We start from the raw sequence: 20775 nt of genomic DNA, 5'->3' as shown, positions 1-20775 counted from the left end.
CGATTACGATTTGATTGTCTTCCCGAAACCGGGCGCTATTTTGTTTCTGACTAAGAGGGAGGCGATAATGCCCGGCAGGGTACAGAGGCACACCCAAATGAAAAAGTTCGTATATCCGATGTGTTCCTGAATCCATCCGGCTGCCATCCCGGGCAACATCATCCCCATGGCCATAAAGCCCGTACCGATTGCATAATGCGCCGTTTTATGTTCGCCTTCGGCAATGTAAATAAGGTATAAGGTATAGGCCGTAAATCCGAAACCGTATCCGAACTGTTCGATGGCTACCGACATAATTACGAGCCACGCGTCGGGCGTGGCGGCCGAGAGGTACACGTAGAGCAGGTCGGGGAGATTGATCGCCAGCGCCATGGGCAATATCCAGCGTTTGAAGCCGTGCCGTGAAACGACGATCCCTCCCAATATGCCGCCCAGCAGCAGAGCGATGACACCGATGGTTCCGTAAATCATCCCCACGGTCGCTGTCGATAGCTCCAGTCCGCCGGTCTCGGGGCTGTCAAGCAGGAACGGAGACGCTATTTTAACGAGCTGCGATTCTCCCAGTCGATACGTGAGCAGGAAGAAGAACATCAGTCCCGGATTTTTCTTTTTGAAGAACGACGTGAATGTACGGAAGAAGTCTTCCAATAATTTACCGGCAGTAACTCCTGTTCTTTTCGCATCGCTGTCGGGTCTGGGCAGGATGAATTGATGGTATACCGTCAGTCCGATAAAGATGGCCGTCAGAAGATAGAAGGTAATGCTCCATGCCATCGGTATGCGGAGAGGCGTGTCGGGCAACAGCTGCCTGGTTTCCAGCCATCCGGCAAACATGACGAGAATGCCCTGCCCGAAGATATTGGCCAACCGGTAAAACGTGTTACGGATGCCGACAAAAAAAGACTGCTCGCCCGAAGTAAGCCCCAGCATATAAAAGCCGTCGGCAGCAATATCGTGCGTTGCCGAGCTGAATGCCAGCAGCCAGAAGAAGGCGAGCGTGAGTTGCAGGTAATAGTCGGTGGGGATAAAGAAAGCGATGCCTGCAAACCCTGCCCCGATGAGGAGCTGCATGCTGACGATCCACCAGCGTTTCGTCTTCAGCAGGTCGACGAACGGACTCCAAAACGGCTTGATCACCCAGGGCAGATACAGCCAGCTGGTGTAGAGCGCGATCTCGGTATTTGAAAGTCCTAAGCGTTTATACATGATGACGGCTACCGTCATCACGGCCACATAGGGCAGTCCTTCCGCAAAGTAAAGCGTCGGCACCCATCCCCAGGCATTCGTTTTCTTTCCCGTTTTCATTTGTTGTTTGTTTTAGTTAATCGTATGCTTTTTCGATGGATGCTTCGATATAGTAATGTAACAGAATTTCATCGTAAGGGTATTGCCGCTCGCCCATGACGGCTGCGCCGATCTGGCAGAGCCCGACCCCATGCCCCCAGCCTGCGCCGGTCAGGGTGAAACGTCCCGGGACTCCGTCCGAGATGTCGGCTTTATCGATCACGAAGGCGGAGCTGTACAGGTGCGATGTCGATAGCGTGCGCCGTATCTCCAGCTCCTTTCCGATTGTCAACGTGCGTTTGCTACCCACAATTTTCAGCTTGATCAGCCGTCCGGATGTGCCGCGTTCGATAGGTATCAGATCGATAATCCGGCCGAAGTCGATCCCGGATCGTTCGCGGATCAGTGCGGCCAGTTCGTCTTGCCCGTACGTCACCGTCCACCGATAAAACTGCGTTGTCTCCTGATCGTAATGGTTGAGTACCTGCGAGAGAATCTTCGCGTCGGCGGTATTGCAGAAAGCTTCGGGCGATGTACGTATCCATCGGTCGGCCTCGGCTTCTACGGTCAGATCGGGCAACTCCGTCGCGGTCTTGCTGTCGCGCTGTTTTGCCAGATAAGGATGCTCGACTTCTTCCCAGCAGCTTCGGAATTCTTCGAAGACGCCTCCGCAACATTTGGAGAAACGGGCGTCGCAAATCTTTCCGTCGTACATCAGCAACTGGCCACGGGTAGCGGCTACGGCTTCCCGTACCGTCTCTGTCGAAGCGCGGGTGATTCCCTGATAACGCTGGCAGTGGTCGTCGGCACAGACATCGAAATGAAGATGATCCTCCCGGTCGTACCATTTGATTAACTCCTCATCCGTCTGTGTGCATGTCGTGTACGTATCCTGTCCGTCGGCAAGCGTTTTGTTTTTCTCCATTTGCGCCAGCAGCCAGCTTCGTGAAATCACGGCGTGCGCTTTGAGCAGCTCAAGCGAAGCCGTAGCACTCATCTCGGACGAGATGACGCTGATCAGATAATCTTCCACTCCGATCACATTGATACCGGTCAGTTTGTCGTTTTCGACAATCAGATGGAACGCCCCCTGAAAACGTTGATGTTCCTTACGCTCCCAATGAAAATTAATCCCGATCGTTACATTCCGGATCTCGAAACTCCCCGACAACGCGTCGACCGGCTCGAAGCGCAGCTCATCGTACATACGATCTTGCCAGACGATTTGCCCGTTTCTACAGGTCACCGTCTGCGCGCCGCTTACTTCGCACCCATCGATGCGATACGGGGCAAGTAAGACAAATTCAATCTCCGGCTCGAAAAGGATGCCGACTTTTACTTTCGGTTCTGTCATAGCTTTTTTTATATGTTTTCTTTAATCTGTTGCTGCAACCGGCGGAAATCTTCCGGTCGGATGCTGACTTCTTCCATCACCTGACGGATGGTTGGCAAGGTAATCTTATCGTAATCTTTTTCCCGCACCGTAATCAACACTCCGCCCATATCTACCGATCCCGGACTGAGCAGGAGGTTTCCCTCTCCTTCGGCGTAATAACAGGCCGGCCGGTGGGCTGCCCTCGGGAAGACGGACATGAACCATTTACCCTGTTCGTACCATGCCAGCAAGTTCATCATCGGTTCGCCGGAAGTTTCGTCCGGCGTCATTACACGGTAAATGGTCTCAAACAGATGGATGGCGTCCGCTTTCTCAGTCGCTTCGATGAGTAATCCCGGTGCCGGTGTCCGGTCTGCATACCACAGGATGGCATGGTTATATCGGAGAACCTCGCCGGATATTCCGCGTCGCGGGTTTTCTTCTACCGGCAAAAGTCCTTTGTTTCCTGCCTGAAAATGAAAGTGGTCAGGCGCCGATGCTCCGCATTTGGGACCGTTGTAAAACACTACATAACGGTCGAGTTCCTGTGCCAGATCGAGCATGTCGTCGATGCGTCCTTCGATGCGCTGGTCGACATGCTGCATGTCGGGGATCGTCAGATGACGCGGAAAAATCGGGAACGGGTTGACCAATATCCGGTAACGCGTTTTGAAGGCGATCCCCCGCTGTTCGGCCGGCAGATGATGCGGACAGAGGAAGCAGGCACGGGCACGGATAGATTGCGTATCGACCTTGGCCGACGAAGAGGCGATGCGTGCGGGATTGAACTGCACCTTATATAAGGTTTTGCCGTCTTCAAACAATTTTGTCCGTACCTGATCGAGGGCGCGATAATTGCTGCCGGCCAGAGGCCATTCGGCCAACTGCTCGTCAAACAACTTGTTTACGGTCTCCTGCATCATGGCTTCCGTTTTTTATTCATAGCGATACGCGCCTGTAATTCCCACGTGCGTATCCTGTCTTTGTATAAATTATGATGATTCATTTTCGCGATATCGAGTGCAGCGTCGGAATTGTCTTCCCAGCGGCGGCAAAGATACACCACATCGTAGATACGGCCGATCCGATAACGGCGCGAGAAAGCCAGCCCGAGCGCATAATCCTCGCCGTAGCTCGTATTGGGCACTTTGATCTCGCGAAGCAGGGGCGTATAGAATGCCCGCGGAGCACCCAGTCCGTTGATCCGGAGCGCATTGTTTCGGCCATTATCGGGTGTCCACTCTTTGTGATCGATGATGCCGGGCGGGATCATCTGCATATTGAAGTCCGTCATCATGTATGTGCCTACAACCATCGCACATTGTTGTTCGTAGAAGGCATCGACCGTTTTTTGCAGCGTATGTTCGTCTTTGTACACATCGTCGCTGTCGAGCTGTACGGCAAATTTACCGCAGGCCTCGTGATGTACGCCGGTGTTCCAGCACCCGCCGATCCCGAGGTCGGTGCGTTCCGGGATCAGATGGATCACACGCTCATCGGAGGTGTACTTGCGGATGGCTTCGGTCGTGCCGTCGGTCGAATGATTATCGATGATAATCAGGTTATATTTGAATGTCGTTTGCTGATTTAATACGGAGCGAATCGCGTCTTCGACGGTGCGCACACGGTTGCGCACCGGGATGATCACCGAAGCCTCGTATTCGAAATGTCCGGCATCGAAAGCGATTGACCCGAACGAAGGCTCCAGATAGCCGCCGATCTCTTTCAGATGCTCCGTGCAGGCTTGCTCCATCTCGATCTGTACGTCACGGTTCTTCGGGTCTACGTAATCGAATATTTTTTCGCCGCTCTTTCGCGTGTCAGACAGGACTTCGGTATACAGGTATTCATTGATATGTACCGGCAGATTCTTTTGAGATAACTTTAACCGCAGGTCATACAGTCCGGCAAACCGGTAGGACGACGTCATGCGTGCGGCAGCTTCGCGGAAGGCATCCGAACGGAACAGTAATACGGACCCGAAATCGAAATCGTCGCGCAGACTTCCCATTTGATAATCGATGACCGGTGCCTGCTTTCGGGTCGTTCCTTCCGTCTGATAGCGGTCGGCGTACACCATTCCCGCCTGTGCATCTTCGAGGATTTGCACCATGCGCTCCAGAGCGAAATAGCCTAATGCCAGGGTCGAATGTTTCGTATAGAAAAGCGTGTAATCCGTTTCGGCTTTTTCAGCGATCATCCGAATCGTTTCACTACCGAAAAGCGATGCGGCCGTTATCGTTTCACATCCGTCTATCGAAGCCTGCGGCGCTGCGGTAAGCAGATATATGGGGCCCGTCAGGGGACTGCTTTTCAGTGCTGCAATCGTTTCTCGTACTTGTGCTTCATCTTCCATCGGGATGAAGCAGGTTATCTTTGTTTTCATATCGTTTTGCTTTTTATTCGTGCTTATTTCTGATTAAAAAATGTAAGTATCGATTGCATCAGCCGGTCTCTCGCCTCGCCGGTGCGAACCGATTCAAAGGGGAAACCGAGGATACATGTTTTGTATTTGCCCTGATAAGCCACTCCGGCGCTGATATTGTTCTCGGCATACCGTAAGATCGTGTGTCCGCCTTCTCCGGCCGGTTCGATACCGTCCGGCGACTCGACCACATACGCCGTTTTGTTCAGCAGATGGTGATAGTCATATCGGCCTGAAAAGACGGGAAAAGGCGACGGAGCGCTTTTGACTTCGCCCGTGATGGCCGCCTGACCGGTGCGCCACTGAAAACGGAGCGTGTTCGTCGCAAACTCACGATCGGCCGGTGTCGCTGCCGGATGATCCCATAAGTCGGAACCGACGTAGGCTCCCGATACAAAGATATGACCGCCCGACTGACAATAAGCCGTTATGGCTTCCTGCAACCCTGTGCTGAAAGTCTTGAACTGTAAGGGAACAACGCCTCCACGTCCCATTTTCGTCTGTCGCTGTTTACCCAGAATCAAGTCGACGATGGGATAATCGCTCAGAGAGAGCTGTTTCGATTCGATGGCCTCGTTGCTGCAGGAAACAAACGAATAACCGGCTTTGAGAATGGAAGCTCCGTGTATCGACGGGTAGTCGAACGTGTTTCCGGCAATCACTAACGTGTCGCAGTTCGAGTGGCTGTCGCCGAACCCGGCAGCATCGTCGTCCACCCATGGAGTCGAGCGCCGAAATTCTTTCATCGGACCTACATAGCTGATGTCATGAAGATACGGCACGCCGTGATCGATCCAGTCCGTAAATCCGGCAATGCTGTCGCCCGTAAAATCAGCCGGTGCCGAAATCCGGTCGAATCCGTTGACGATCAAAACGGTTCCTTTTTCGTTTACAGCGCGTGCCGCCGAAAGAATCTCGGACGGGAAACTTTCACCTCCCTCGTTTAAGGCTGTGACCTTGTAGCTGTAGATGATGCCGGGCGACTGTATGTTCCGGAAGGAGTTCCGTTTGACGAGCGTGCCGTTATCGAAAGCTCCATCGCCGATGCGTGTATAAACAATGTACTGTTGAGCTTCGGCTGTGGACTCCAACGGGTCGGACACGGCCTGCCAAGAGAGCTCGACTTCATTCGGACCGACAAATTGCAAGCGCAGATGATCAACCGGCAGGGGTTGTACCACGTATTTTTGCGCGTATTGCGAGCATATAAACCGGAGCATGCCTTTGTAGATAGCACGACTGACAGTAAACCGGAAACGGGGATCGATCCCGTAGCGCATATCGGCAAAATTCTGATGCGAGAGCAGTTCCAGCAGCATGGTCGGTACGCGAGGCGTGCGTGCTTCGGAATATGGCTTGTCCCACATGCCGCGCCGGCTCCATCGCGGTTCGTACAGCGACCGGATGTCGTTCACGATCTGGCTCTGGATCAGGTCGGTCAGCTCACGCGCAGCATAGCGTGACGTGCCATTGGCATATTGTCCGTCGTATACGTCGGTGAAGAAAATGCCGAGTGTACCGACAATCGAGTCATCGGGTGTTGTTCCGGCATCGGAATGGAAGGCAAAAGCCAGATCGATGGGAATATTCAGCCCTTTTTCTTTCGGGTTGAGAGATGATCCGCCACACAAGTAATTAACCCATTTGCCGCGTGAACGATAATCGTCTGTATAGTCGTTCTTTCCCTGACTGTCGGAATAGATCGTATCGGGGATACCGGCCCATTGCATCCAGTAACGCGCCGCTTCGGTGAAACGCGGATAACCGCTGATTTCGTTGGGACTGTCGATGGCCGGGAGCATCTCGTCCGTACCCGCCGGGGTATCCGAACTTTTGACGTTGGCTGTTACCGTCGCATCCTGCGAGGTTCCCCGCGCAATATTTCCGTATCCTCCTCCTATCTTAACGGCATCGGCCGAAATAAGTTTGCCGGACTCGGATGAGCGGTTGCTTAACACCACCTTATTGGCATCGTTTTTACCCTTGTCGAAGTCGAAATGTCCGAGATAAATCCATGTTCCTCCGCCCATTTGCTGGTTAACGGAGAACTCGGAGCATGCTCCTCCGTGATATACGGTATAGCGTGCGTCCGTCGTGCTGTTTGCGAAAGTCCGGTAAGAGACGTAAACGGCATACCTGCCCTTTTCGGGGATGTCGGGAATCCATTCGGCGCGGCTTTCAGCTCCTTTCCGGATACTTTTCGTCACTCGGCAGGTCCCTTCCTGAAACGGATTTTCAAAATCGACATAGTGCTTGCGCAGGTGAGCGAATCCGGAACCTTCTCCCGTGCGCCAGCCGTTCGTTGCCGTGTGTTCGATGTAGTGCGAGTTGTTCCGGCATCCGTCGTTATCGATGATAATTTCTGTTGTCTGTATGTCACGCTCGCGCGGGATCAGCACATTCGCACCGGCATTTTCGAGCATCGGAATCAGATAAGGCAACACAAAACTCTGCGTATACAAATCTTCTACGGTCTGGAAGGTCCGTGCACGTTGCCATTCCCAGCGGTTTAGCTTCGACTCGTAGTAGAACCCATGACTTTGCCAAAGAGCTATGTGCCTGTTTTGCAATCCGTATTTCGGTGAGTAAGGAACGGAGAGTCTGGTTACCAGTGGTTTGTTGACTACCTGCCGGAATGTCTTTTGTTTGTTGTCTTTCTTTGTTCTGAACGCAAGAGGTATAAGCTCTTCGATAGCGTGATGTTCCGTTCTTACCTGAACAGTATGTTTTTTATATTCCTCTGGCAGGAGGCTTTTGATGTTACGGTATATTTCAGCCACATTGTCTTCCCGGAAAGGGAGATAAGAGCAATTTGTATTGGCAAAAAAGACAATCCGATTCTTTCGGATATCGACCGAGTCGATCGCAATTTTGCCGATCGAAACTTCTTTTTTGGAAAAAGCGGTTAAATAGCTACCTATTTGTTCCTGTACGTTCTTCGGAAAGGTTTGCGCTTGTATAGCCTGTGAAAAAAGACTACAACAGAGCACCCACCATAAACACATTCTCTTATGCCCGAATCTTCCGACTGTTTTTTTATACTTCATCTGTCTATTGTCTATAATCAAATTTGCTTCTCGATATACCCACTGTTTGAAAGGAGGGTGATTATCCCTCTTACTGTGCATTAATATGCATGCTTCTTCTTACACGGTGGATATGTTTTTCTGTTATACTACGGACAAAGATACGTCTTTGTTTTAATATCGGAAACAAAGATTCCGATAATTTTTGAATTATACTTATTAATTTGCAAATCGAGCTCGTGGTTAGGCTGTGACTAACGCGACTTTTCAGGCGTTTTTTTGCACGAAAATTATTTGTAGACTTGTGAAAAAAGGTCTTTATATCAACTTGAAAATAAAGATAATCTATGTGTGATTAACCGAGTGAATCATCGGTGCCGATAAAAAACAATGAACAGGCTGCGGTTAACATACATGAGAAAAGAGTGGCTTGTAGATGATTGTAAAAAAAACTATTATCTTTGTGTTTGAAACAGTATCTTTAATCGGGATGAAATTAATAGCAGAAAGCGGATCAACGAAAACAGAATGGTCTTTGGTAGAAGGAGAGCATCTGATACAGCGTGTGTTTACGGAGGGACTTAATCCTTTTTTTCAAACAAGAAGAGAAATCAGTCGGAGTATCAGGCTTGGGTTGCCCGACTCTTTTTTTAAGCGCAAACTGGAGCAGGTCTTTTTTTATGGGGCGGGATGTACTTCGGCCGAAAAGAAGAGTGTAGTAGAAGCTTCTTTGGTAGCCCAGTTTAAAACGCCGGCTTATGTGGAAAGCGACCTGTTGGCAGCCGCCCGGGGGCTGTTTCAGCACGATTCGGGGATTGCATGTATCCTCGGAACGGGTTCAAACTCGTGTTTTTATGACGGTCATGTCATAGTTAAAAATGTACGCGCGGGGGGATATATCTTAGGCGATGAAGGCAGTGGCGCAGCCTTAGGAAAGCAATTTCTCTCGGATGTTTTGAAGAAATTGGCTCCGCAAGTGCTGATCGATGACTTCTTTGAAAAGTATGACTTGACCCCTCACGATGTAATGGATGTTGTTTATAATCGTCCGTTTCCCAATCGTTTTTTAGCGGAGCAGTCTTGTTTTTTGGCTGATTATCTTCGTCTTGATTATGTAAAAGGATTGCTGCTCTCCAATCTCCGGAGCTTTTTTCTGCGCAATGTGATGCAATATGACTATTTGAATTATCCTATTCGCTTTGTCGGATCGGTAGCATATAATTATGCGGATTTACTGCATCAGGTTGGAAAAGAGTTCGGAGTAGAGCTAAGCGTGGTAGAAGAAACCCCTATGGGCGGACTGATCAAATACCATGCCTTCCCTCCGGATGATCCGGAAAGCTGATTTTCTGATTTTTTTATCTCTTTTTTCCGCCTTTTGTCGTTGGTTTGTAAAGATATAATTGTTAAAATTTAAACCTAATATATAAAAAAACAGAATAAAAGTTCTTGATGTGAAAATTATAATATATCTTTGCTTGTACAAAAATGCAAAATATGAATATGAAGCAGGAATAGAAATAACAAAAACATTATTTAGAGATGTTCGATATATTGATGTGTAGAACGTCGGTTATTCCGAACATCTCGATCTTAAAAAAAGGAACATTCTTAAAAATTAAAGACAAAAAACAAATAAAGACTTTTTTACAGGACATAAACTTGAAAAACAAATTGTATCATGATAAGAAAGTGTACCATGGGAAGAAAAATGAAACTATTACTCTCCGTACTTTTATTGAGTGTGGGAGTTGCAATGGCACAAACCCGTATAACGGGTAATGTAACAGACGAGAAGGGCGAACCGGTCATCGGCGCTTCGATCCTCGTTAAAGGAACAGACCAGGGAACAGTTACGGACTTGGATGGAAATTTCAGTTTGTCGGTTTCCTCTTCAAGCGGAAAAAACTATTTAATCATCTCCTATATGGGGATGAAGACACAGGAAGTTGAAGCTAAGCCGAATCTGGCAATCGTTTTGAAGGAAGACGCGACTGCGCTTGGCGAAGTGGAAATTACGGCTGAGTTCGGGATGAAGCGTGTGGCTCGAGCCGTAGGTTCGTCGGTGCAAAATGTAAAAGCCTCCGATATTATCGAATCGGGACGCGACAATTTTATTTCAGCGTTGCAGGGACGTGTGGCCGGTATGACCGTCAGCTCTTCCGGGGGAGCACCGGGCGCTTCCAATACCGTTGTATTGCGCAGCTTAACGTCTATTTCCGGAAATAACCAACCACTATATGTGGTAGATGGTATTCCGATGAACAACAGCACCTTCGATCCCACAAGCGTGGGAGGCGGCTTCTCTCCGAGAAATCTGGATTTTGCTTCGCGAGGCAATGACTTCAATCCTGAAGATATCGAATCCATGACCGTATTGAAAGGGGCGGCGGCCGCGGCTCTTTATGGATCGGATGCCTCGAACGGGGCCATTATTATCACAACGAAAAAGGGAAGAAAAGGAAAAGGACGTGTTGCCTACAGCAATACCTTCCGTTGGGACAAGGCATACGGTTATCCGGATATCCAGACAAAGTATGCCAACGGATCTTATGGTACGACCAACTACTTTTACACAAAACATTTCGGGGGGCTTTATCCCGAAGGGATGCCGTTGTATGATAATTTCAACTCCGTATTGCAGACAGGATTCAGTAACAAACATAATATTTCGGTCGAAGCCGGAAGCGACAAAGCTACGTTGAGAGCAGGGGCATCGTACCTGAATCAGACCGGAGTAATTAAAACGACCGACTATTCTCGCTTTAATCTGAGTTTATCAGGGAAAGCTGAAATTACCTCATGGCTGAAATTTGAAGGCAGTATGCAGTATTCCTCCACGCAAAACACAAAAGTTCCGCGTGGCGTAGACGGGCCTTTGTTCTTAGCGATGAAGTGGCCGCTGGTCGACAATATGTCGGAATATTTGGCCGCTGATGGTGCACACATGAGATATCCACGTTATTATACCGATACCGATTTGCTTAATCCTCTTTTCGGACTGTATAAGAATAAATTCTACGACGAATCCGATCGTTTTATTTCGAATGCTTCCGTAACGATTACTCCCATCAAGAATGCGTTCTTCAGGGCACAAGTAGGGTGGGATGTCGGTATGCAAACATTTGAGACTTCCAAACATCCGTATTACTACAAAACGAACAATGGTGATGGAACTTATGTCTTGACGAAATCGAACTTTTCCGATCCGACGTTAAATTTACTTGCCGGATATAATGACAAATATTTGGATGATAAGTTTACCTTCTCTGTGCAGTTTGGATATCATCAACTCCAGAATGGGATTACCCGATTAAGTACGAACGGATCGAAATTTATTATTCCAGATTTTCAGTCGATTAATAATTGTGAACCTGCAACCGTATCGTCAATAAAACGTACGACCAAACGTCGTATTCAGGCGCTCTCGGCACAAGCAGAGTTCGGTTATGACAATATGGCTTTCTTAACCTTTCGAGCAAGAAATGACTGGTCGTCCACATTGCCGAAAGCCAATAATTCCTATTTCTATCCGGCGGTAGAAGGGGCCTTTATCCTGACGGAACTCCCTTTCCTTAAAGATAACAGGATGATCAATTATCTTAAGATAAGAGGTTCTGTTGCCCGTGTGAGAAAAGATGCCGGACCGTTGGAAATCGATCCTCAATTGGAAGCTACGAAGTTGACCGGCGGTGGATTTAAATATGGATTCACCGGCCCCAATAAAAAACTGAAGCCGGAGATGACAACTTCCAGAGAGATCGGTTTTGAAGGGCGTTTCTTGGACGATCGTATCGTGGCAGATTTTACTTATTTTGCAACACATTGTTCCGATCAGATCGTGAAAGGGTTCCGTCTCAGTTATGCGACCGGATTTGTTTTGAATAACATGAACGTAGGAACGTTCGATACATGGGGATGGGATAGCCATGTGGATGTGGATATTATCCGCGGAGCAGATAACTTACGTTGGAATATGGGAGTCAATCTGTCGCATGCGAGTTCGAAAGTCGTTTCTTTACCTGAAAATGTAAGCGAGTATTATAACTGGATGACATGGAGTTCCGGAAATATTCGTAACGGGATTATGATGGGACATCCGATTACGACCCTTACAGGAAAAGCGTATCAACGCAACAAGGCCGGCCAAGTGCTGATTGATCCTACCACAGGGCTTCCTATGGTCGATAGCAAATGGAGCGTTTTGGGCGACAGAGAACCCAAACTTCGCTTCGGAATTACATCGAGTTTAAGCTATAAAGGCTTCCGCTTGTCAGCCATGTTCTCAGGCCGTTACAAAGCAACGGTGGTAAACGGAACGAAACGCTCGATGATGCAGAACGGAACAAGTTGGGAATCGGTCGATTTGCGTGAACGGGGGCCGGTTATCTTCAACGGTGTTTTGAAAGACGGAAAAGAAGAATCGGATAACCCCACAAAGAATACGATTGCAATAGATTATTCGACCTTTGGTTCTTCCGTTTATAATGGAGGTGATGAAGACTGGCTTGAAAAGAATGTACACTATCTTCGTTTGAGCGAATTGCGTCTGATGTATCGTATTCCATCCCAATGGCTGAGAAAAACGAAAGTAATTTCGGATGCAAGCATCCATCTTACCGGAAACGATTTGTTTACATGGACGAACTATTCAGGTATCGATGCTGTGGGGAATACGGTATCGGCGGCAGCCGGTGGTACCGGTGGCGAAGGATACGATGTGTGGTCCATTCCAAATCCGCGCGGTATGTCGATCGGTTTCAACTTAACGTTTAACTAAAAACTTAACACTTACTGAGATGAAAAAAATAACGATGATAGTAGCATCCTTGTTTATCTTCCTGACCGGTTGTGAAGATTATCTGGATGTGAACAGAAATGTGGATGCTCCCGACCATGTCGAAGGATATTTGTATCTGGCCGGAATACAACAGTCTTATTTGGGAGTGTATTATGAGATAAGAGGCCTTGGACCGATGACCCAAATGATGGGAACTACTACTTCTGCATATACAAATTTTGCTAATCATTATTACGCACAGGGAAGTGACGCCTGTGGTGAAATATGGCGTATGACTTACTGGAATCAAGGCATGAATCTGGAAAATATGATTAACCAGTCGTTGGCTGCCGAAGAATGGACGCTTGCCGGTATAGGATATGCTATTAAAGCGTATTCGTGGGATATGCTTACGAAAGAACACGGTGAACTACCCATGAAACAGGCGTTTGTTGACGGGTTGCTATCGCACGATTACGATTACCAGAAAGACGTTTATAAACAAGTGCGTGAATGGGCTTACAAAGCCATTGAACTGCTTGAAAAAGAAGATAATAAAGATTATGGTACGAAGATTAGCGCGAATGACTTTATTTATCAGGGAAATAAGGCAAAGTGGATCAAGTTTGCTTATGCGGTCCTTGTGCGCAATTTAGCTTCTTTATCGAATAAGACAAACTTTGTTTCGGATTATGCTCCCGAGCTGATTCAATGTGCCGGCAAATCGTTCGAATCTCCTGACGATGATGCGGTTGTAAAGATTGCCGGAGGCTCTCAAAGTGCTCCTTACGAAGATTATAACAACTTCTGGGGGACGGCACAAAAAAATCTTACATATAACTATTTCCAGCATGAATATGCCGTGCAGGTATTTACGGGGACTGTGCCTAAATACGATGAAGCAACCGGTGAAAAAGTGCGAACGGAAGGAAATGATTATTATCCGTATGAGCTTGCCGATAAGCAAATCATTTGCGACACACTGGTAACGGAAACCGGACACTACGATCCGAGGGTGGCAGCCAAGTTAGCGACGACGAGCGATCCGGAATATAAAAACATCGATAATGCGGACAGTGTAAAAAGGTATAAGTATTACGGCGGGTCTTTTACCGGAGCAAGTGGTTCGATCGGTACTGCACCGTCTTTTTACGGCCGGAGAATTGCTTCTGAATATCAGGGAAGTATTCATGACGGGAAAGGACGTTGGCTCTATCATGACGAAGCACCTTATATCTTAACCACATGCGCTGAAATTAAGTTCTGTCTGGCTGAAACCTATTGGAAAATGGGCAAGAAGAATGAAGCTTTTGAAGCGTTTAAAGAAGGAGTAAAAGCAGACCTCGATTTTACAGTCCGATACCTTATGCCCGGCACGGTGGGCAAAGCCGAAGGAGGAGACAAAATAACCAAGAAAATTTTCAACGATTTGGCGATTAAATACCAGACCGGTCCTTTCGTCGAGAAACTTCCAATGACCGATTTTTCTCTTTCTCACATTATGATGCAGAAATGGGTGGCTCTTTATCCGTGGGGAGCTCACGAAGCATGGGTAGACATGCGAAAATATCATTATGATATTGAGTATACCGGCGAATATCCTTCGAAAGGGAACGGTTGGGATGTGAGTACCGTTACACAGAAATGGGATACGAATCCAAGTAAAGTATATAAAGGGTTCTATTTGGCTCCGGCTCAGGTGCAAGGACGAAAAAGTTCATACAATGTGAAGAACGAGGGCTCTCCGTGTTACAGAATCCGTCCGCGTTATAATTCGGAATATATGTGGAACAAGGCATCATTGGAGGCGTTAAAACCCGTATCGGGAACAGCCGACAATTATCAATGTTCGATACCCTGGTTTGCTTATCCGGGTGAAGTTCCTGCGGCAGTCAAATAATTTATTCATTTATAATAACTATTCGCTATGAAAGTCTTTAAATATATTTTTTATACGGTTCTTTTAATGGGATTCGTAGCATGCGAAAAGCATGTAGTGGAATATGATACGACCGACCTCTCGGACGTGGCGGAATTTCAGTTGCACTATTTTGTTCCTGTCGATGCAAAAGCGAGCAACTATATCTATAAGATTGAGATCAATCATGACGTTTACGTAAACAATAATGCAGCTCTTCTGACAACATACAATGCCGTACCTAATGGCTCTGTGGGTCGATTCTATACAGCGAAGGTCGGAGAAAATCAGATCAAACTATATAAAGATAAGAAGTTAGACCTGGTATATGATCAGGCCTGTTCCCTGAAAAAAGGCAAGCAGAATGTCTTTGTGTATGATTTTAACAAACCTCCTGTGGTGTTTGATAACGGTCATCCGTATGTAACGAATATATCGGAAAATACGGATTCCGTTTGCTGGGTCAAGTTCTATAATTTCCTGTATGAAAAAGAAGGCGTTCCGACCGATCTGAAGTTGCAGTATCAGTATCAATACACATTAGATTATAAGACCAAGGAAAAAAGTCAGTGGGCTGATGTCGGAAAACCGGTTGCTTTCGGTGAAACGACCGGATGGCAAGTGGTAAAGCTGAAAAAAGAAGTCTTTAACTCATCGGGAAAATGTCGAGTAGACTACCGAATCAAAGTGATAGATGCTTCTGGTGACCTTGGGGATGAATTGCAGGTAATGAATACAAATGGAAAGTTTATCGGCTATTCAGATCATAAGGATGGCTATATAGGTAGACGATATCATCATGTATTGTCCGGCATGCGTGCGGCAAAACCCGTGTCTGCCGTCAGACAGTTTCATGCATTGTAAAATTGTAAAAGAGGTAGAATAAAAATTACATTCCTTCTTTACTGCATTGCTATATACCAAATAATAAATGATATGATGGGAAGAAAAATGAAACTATTACTCTCCGTACTTTTATTGGGTATGGGAGTTGCAATGGCACAGACCCGTATAACGGGTAACGTAACGGACGAAAAGGGCGAACCGGTCATCGGTGCTTCGATCCTCGTTAAAGGAACAGACCAGGGAACAGTTACGGACTTGGATGGAAACTTCAGTCTGTCGGTGCTTACAAACGCAAAGTTGGTCATATCGTATATAGGAATGAAAACGCAGGAAGTCTTAGCCACCTCCAATCTGCGCATCGTTCTCCAATCCGATACTGAATTGCTGGATGAAGTGGTTGTTACTGCCATGGGGATAAAAAAGGAGCGAAAGGCGTTAGGATATGCCGTGCAAGATGTAAAGAGCGAGGAGTTATTGAAAAACAAAGCCCCGAATTTGATCAATTCTCTGGCCGGAAAGATTGCCGGAGTCAATATTACACAAAGCTCCGGATCGGCAGGTGCAGGTGCGCAAATTGTGCTTCGTGGAGGAACCTCGCTCGAAAGAGACAATCAACCGTTATTTGTGGTAGATGGGGTCATTTATGATAACTCTACCCCAGTCGGTGGAAACTCCGGCTTTGATGGAGCCACCAGAAACTCTACAACGTATGGGAACCGTGTGATGGACATCAATCCGGAAGATATAGACAATGTATCCGTACTTAAAGGTGCGGCTGCGGCTGCTCTCTACGGTTCTCGTGCGGCTGCCGGTGTCATTGTCATTACGACCAAAAAAGGAAATACCGACGGGAAAACGGAGGTAACACTTAGCTTCCGTTATACGTCCAATTGGGTCAATCGTTATCCGGAAGAACAAACCCGATATAAAAGAGGGTCTTATAATAATATCGGAAATTTGAATACAGATTGGATCATGTCGTCGTGGGGAGAGGTATTCGGTCCGGATGACACTCAATATGAAAATATTCGGGATTTTCTACAGACCGGTTCGAGCTGGGATAATACTGTAACCATATCCGGAGGGAATCAAACGGGAAGTTTTTACCTTTCCGCTTCACATTATGATCAGGATGGTATTGTACCTAAGACCGGGTATGATAAAAGTACCGTTCGTTTCAATGCAGACAGAACATACGGAAAGTTTAATATTGCGATTAACTCGGCATTCTCCAAATCAAGCACTCAGAAGACCTTTACTTCCGGTGGGCTTTACAATGCAAGCAGTAACGGGGCGATGGAAGCCGTATATTTATGGCCCAGAAGCGAGAACATGTCGAAATATTTGAATGAGGACGGAAGTAAATATCGTATATTTCAGGGATTAGATCCTCAAAACCAATCATTGGATAACGATATTGAAAACCCGTATTGGATCATCCATAAAAACAGAATCGGTGATGAAACGACTCGCTTATCGGGTTCCGTTACTCCAAGTTATAAATTAACGGACTGGTTAACGTTGACTTACAGGATGGGTATGGACCGTTACAATATGACTGACAGAACGGTGATTGCAGAAAACGGAGCCGTAGCGCCGGAGTTTCAGAAAGGTCGTTTGTCCGAGAATGACGTAACGTATGAGTACCTGAACTCGAATCTGATGTTAACCGCGTCTAAAAGGGTCAATGATTTTGATCTGAATCTCCTTTTGGGACAATCGGTAGAAGATACGAAATCGACGGTTAATCGTCGTACGGGTTATAAATTTATTGTTTCGGATTTTCCGAGCTTTGATAACATTAACGATGGTAACAAACGGCTGCAGTCGAACAGAACGCAAAAAAGACTCATGGGAGTCTATGGAGAGTTCAGAGCTTCGTACAAGAGTCTGCTTTATTTGACACTTACGGGACGAAACGACTGGACCTCTACCTTGCCTGTGGATAACAGATCATATTTTTATCCTTCGATCGGAAGCAGTTTTGTCTTTTCGGAATTGTTTCCGGAAAACACCATATTTTCTTTCGGGAAAGTGCGTGCTTCATGGGCGCGTGTCGGAAAAGATACCGATGCGTATGCAACGACAACGTCTTTGTTTGCCCCCTTGGAATTCCTTGCGGGAACAGGAGTAGGAAACAGTTGGGAAAGAGGAAACCCATACTTAAAACCTGAAATTACGGAATCTACCGAGTTAGGGTTAGAGATGCGATTCCTGAAAGGGAGAGTCGGGTTTGATGTGACCTATTACACCAATAACAGTAAAAACCAAATTGTTTCTCCCCGTCTGAGCCAGGCCAACGGTTATATTCTCTATAAAGTGAATGTAGGAAACATTTATAACAAAGGGTTGGAACTTTCTATTACGGGCACTCCTGTCCAAACAAAAGACCTTCAATGGACAACGACGCTTAATCTGGCAGGTAACAGAGGAACTGTCGACAATCTTTTGGATGGTATGAAGTTACTTTATGTTACCGATGTTCAGATTGGTGGTGTAAAAGCAGCATCCGTCAACGGAGGGGATTTTATGGCTATTACCGGCAATAAGTGGAAACGCGATGACGCAGGGAATCCGATTCTCGATGCCATCACCGGTATGCCTACGTATGATAATACCCAAACAAACTATGTGGGGAACCGTGAGCCTAAGTTCATCGGAGGATGGAACAACAGCATTCAGTGGAAAAATTTTAATCTCTCTTTCCTTCTTGATTTCAGAGTTGGTGGAGATATCTATAACGGTACCGATTATTTCATGACGGTTAATGGAAGGAGCAAACGAACCGAAAACAGAGAAAAACTTACGATAAACGGTGTGGTGCAGACTGAAAAAGAAATTACGGAAAACGGAGAAACTAAAAAAGTGCTTGTTTCTGAGCCCAAATCGTTTACATTTGAAGCAGATAAACGCTATGATATCCTGAACAAGGACGGTTCCGTCAAAACGTACCGATACGGACGTGAGATTATAGAGGAGTATTACAAAACATATTATCCTGCCGAAGCCGCGAATTTTATTACAAAGACGAATTGGTTAAGATTACGTTCTCTCTCTCTATCATACTCTCTTCCAAAATCGTTGCTGGCAAAAACCGGCTTTATAAAAGCTTGTACGGTTTCAGCTACGGGAAATAATCTTCTGCTCTTTACGAATTACAAAGGTCTCGATCCGGAGGCCAGTGTCGCCGGGTCGGGAGTTACCGGTTCCAGTTCGACCGGAATAGATTATTGCGGAGTGCCCAACACGATAGGAATGTCGTTTGGCGTTAACTTGACTTTTTAATACTTCAAATAAAGAGAAAGGAACAGAAAGATGAAAAAAATAAAATATTTAGGATTGGAGTTAATTTTCTTGTTGGCATGTGTTTCATGCAACGACTGGTTGGATGTGAACGAAAACCCCAATACTCCGACCAATACGGTAGCAAGTGTCGAAACAAGGCTTCCATGGATTCAGCATTTTTACGGATACGCTTATGGTGCAGCCAGCATGCGTGTCAGTTGGATCAATGGAACCATTACTTCACGCAATGGTTTTAGTTCCGGCAGTACCCATACGTATATGCCTGTTTGGAATCCGAGTAACGGAGTATCCGTTACACCTTATCAGCAGTGGTTTGTAGGTGCGGCGGCCAATATCGAAGACCTGAAAAAGAAAGCGGAAGAGACGCAGGCTTATCATTATACGGCCGCAACGCTTGTGATTGAAGCAATGGGCTATATGCTGATGACCGACCTTTATGGCGAGATGCCTTTTCGTGAGGCTGTAGGCGCTCAATTAACGCCTAAGTACGATGACGGAAAGACCATCTATGAAGGTTGCCTGCAGAAGTTGGATGAAGCGCTGAGCTACTTCGATAAAGAACAACCTTCTACTGCACCTCCTCTATCTAAAGGAGACAATTGGAATAACGGAGACCTTGCTAAATGGAAAGCAATGGTATACGGGTTAAAAGCTCGCTGGTTGAATAAAGCGTCTAAGAAAACGTCGTATAATCCTGATGCTGTTTTAGATGCATTGTCTAAAGCCCCTTCAACGAATAATATGAGTGCAGTTGTACACCATTTGAATCTTCCGGGCGATTTGGTAGGACCCGGTTTAAATGGAGATCCGGTTAAGACAAGTTATTTTTTCAATGTATTTGCATGGAGCGATCATATCCGTCTGCAAAAATGGTACACGGACAAACTGGAATACACGGAAAAAGGTAGGACACATTATGATCCTCGCCGGCATGCTTTACTCCCGGCCAATCAACACTACAATGCCGATGGAACTTCTTATTTTATGATCACGGCAGGTGTGGATGAATTACATTCCGATATTCATTTGAAGTCAGGGCCCGTAATCTCCAACTACAACAGTGATACCAAATCCTACAAAGCCGGCAGCACGATTGCCGAAAGAAGCGGTGATACAGTGTATGTTACCCTGCGTTCTATCTGTGCGGTAACAGGCTCTGCCGATGGTGAGAGTATGTATAAGGATAAAGACGGAACCATTCTCTCTACCGGAACTTTTTATACCCGTCCGGAGGCTCCTACCCATCTCCTGACTTACTCCGAAATGTGTTTCATTAAAGCCGAAGTATTATTCAGGAAAGGCGATCGGGCAGGAGCACATCAGGCCTATAAAGCCGGTATTCTGGCAGATATGGAGCTGATGAATCAGAAATTGAACGCGTATGCAGACAAGAACAATCCCGGCAAGAAACCGATGACGGATCAGGAAATCAGTGATTTCATGAAGAGCGAAGGGGTGTGTCAGGATGCTGCGAAACTGACGATGGAAGAGATCATGAAGCAAAAATTTATTGTCATGACGTTCACAGTCGAGAATTGGAACGATATGCGTCGATTTAACTATTCGGCCGGAAACATCGGTAACTTTGGGGTTGTTTACCCCGGATTTGAAAGACCCAAGGCTATGCCTGCATCTGCAACGACCGATAAATTTCCCGGAGCTTCGAAGGTGGAGGATAATTATTGGTGGAGACGATTTATGCATTGTTCTCATGAAGTCAATTACAATGCAGAACAATGGAAAGCATCGAATCCGAAAGCCGATAAGTTGGATATTTGGTCCGTACCGGTTTGGTGGGACAGTGCGGAGTAATTA

11 protein-coding genes are annotated in these 20775 nt (G+C 46.7%); 6 read left to right on the top strand and 5 right to left on the bottom strand.

The features are described from left to right. Positions 1–3 precede the first annotated feature (3 nt). From Tanf_RS08325 to Tanf_RS08305, 5 genes are read right to left on the bottom strand one after another with little or no spacing between them, the layout of a single operon-like run. On the bottom strand, positions 4–1305 hold the full coding sequence (locus Tanf_RS08325) for an MFS transporter (protein ID WP_046825528.1): 1302 nt from the start codon (positions 1303–1305) through the stop codon (positions 4–6). A gap of 16 nt (positions 1306–1321) precedes the next feature. Next, positions 1322–2638 (bottom strand): SpoIID/LytB domain-containing protein, encoded by a 1317-nt coding sequence (locus tag Tanf_RS08320; protein WP_046825527.1) that lies wholly within the window; start codon positions 2636–2638, stop codon positions 1322–1324. An 8-nt stretch (positions 2639–2646) separates the two neighbouring features. Next, positions 2647–3579: a DUF4922 domain-containing protein gene (locus tag Tanf_RS08315; protein ID WP_046825550.1), complete on the bottom strand. Its 933-nt coding sequence runs from the start codon at positions 3577–3579 to the stop codon at positions 2647–2649. Then, the gene (locus Tanf_RS08310; RefSeq protein ID WP_046825526.1) at positions 3579–5045 is read right to left on the bottom strand and encodes a glycosyltransferase family 2 protein; all 1467 of its coding nucleotides are present in this window, start codon (positions 5043–5045) and stop codon (positions 3579–3581) included. Before Tanf_RS08310 ends, Tanf_RS08315 begins: the two co-directional genes overlap by 1 nt. Positions 5046–5068: 23 nt before the next feature. Beyond that, positions 5069–8089, bottom strand: coding sequence for a golvesin C-terminal-like domain-containing protein (locus Tanf_RS08305; protein WP_046825549.1), 3021 nt, complete (start codon positions 8087–8089; stop codon positions 5069–5071). Positions 8090–8600: 511 nt separating this feature from the next. Between Tanf_RS08305 and Tanf_RS08300 the strand changes: the two genes are divergently transcribed. The 6 genes from Tanf_RS08300 to Tanf_RS08275 all read left to right on the top strand — a co-directional run bounded on the left by Tanf_RS08300 (position 8601) and on the right by Tanf_RS08275 (position 20772). Then, a complete protein-coding gene (locus Tanf_RS08300) occupies positions 8601–9455 on the top strand; it encodes a hypothetical protein (RefSeq protein ID WP_041590480.1) in 855 nt (284 codons plus the stop codon). Between the two features lie 336 nt (positions 9456–9791). Continuing rightward, complete coding sequence (locus Tanf_RS08295; protein ID WP_046825525.1) at positions 9792–12890, top strand: SusC/RagA family TonB-linked outer membrane protein; 3099 nt, start codon at positions 9792–9794, stop codon at positions 12888–12890. A gap of 34 nt (positions 12891–12924) precedes the next feature. Then, positions 12925–14790, top strand: a complete 1866-nt coding sequence (locus Tanf_RS08290) for a SusD/RagB family nutrient-binding outer membrane lipoprotein (RefSeq protein WP_236684416.1) — start codon at positions 12925–12927, stop codon at positions 14788–14790. Positions 14791–14817: 27 nt separating this feature from the next. Then, the gene (locus Tanf_RS08285; RefSeq protein ID WP_046825523.1) at positions 14818–15672 is read left to right on the top strand and encodes a hypothetical protein; all 855 of its coding nucleotides are present in this window, start codon (positions 14818–14820) and stop codon (positions 15670–15672) included. Between the two features lie 72 nt (positions 15673–15744). Continuing rightward, complete coding sequence (locus Tanf_RS08280; protein WP_046825522.1) at positions 15745–18939, top strand: SusC/RagA family TonB-linked outer membrane protein; 3195 nt, start codon at positions 15745–15747, stop codon at positions 18937–18939. Between the two features lie 30 nt (positions 18940–18969). Next, on the top strand, positions 18970–20772 hold the full coding sequence (locus Tanf_RS08275) for a SusD/RagB family nutrient-binding outer membrane lipoprotein (RefSeq protein WP_014223517.1): 1803 nt from the start codon (positions 18970–18972) through the stop codon (positions 20770–20772). The last annotated feature ends 3 nt before the right edge of the window (positions 20773–20775 follow it).

Source organism: Tannerella forsythia (genome assembly GCF_001006485.1).
Lineage (GTDB): Bacteria > Bacteroidota > Bacteroidia > Bacteroidales > Tannerellaceae > Tannerella > Tannerella forsythia.
Note: the sequence above shows the minus strand (reverse complement) of the source record. Positions and strands in the feature narration are given on the sequence as shown.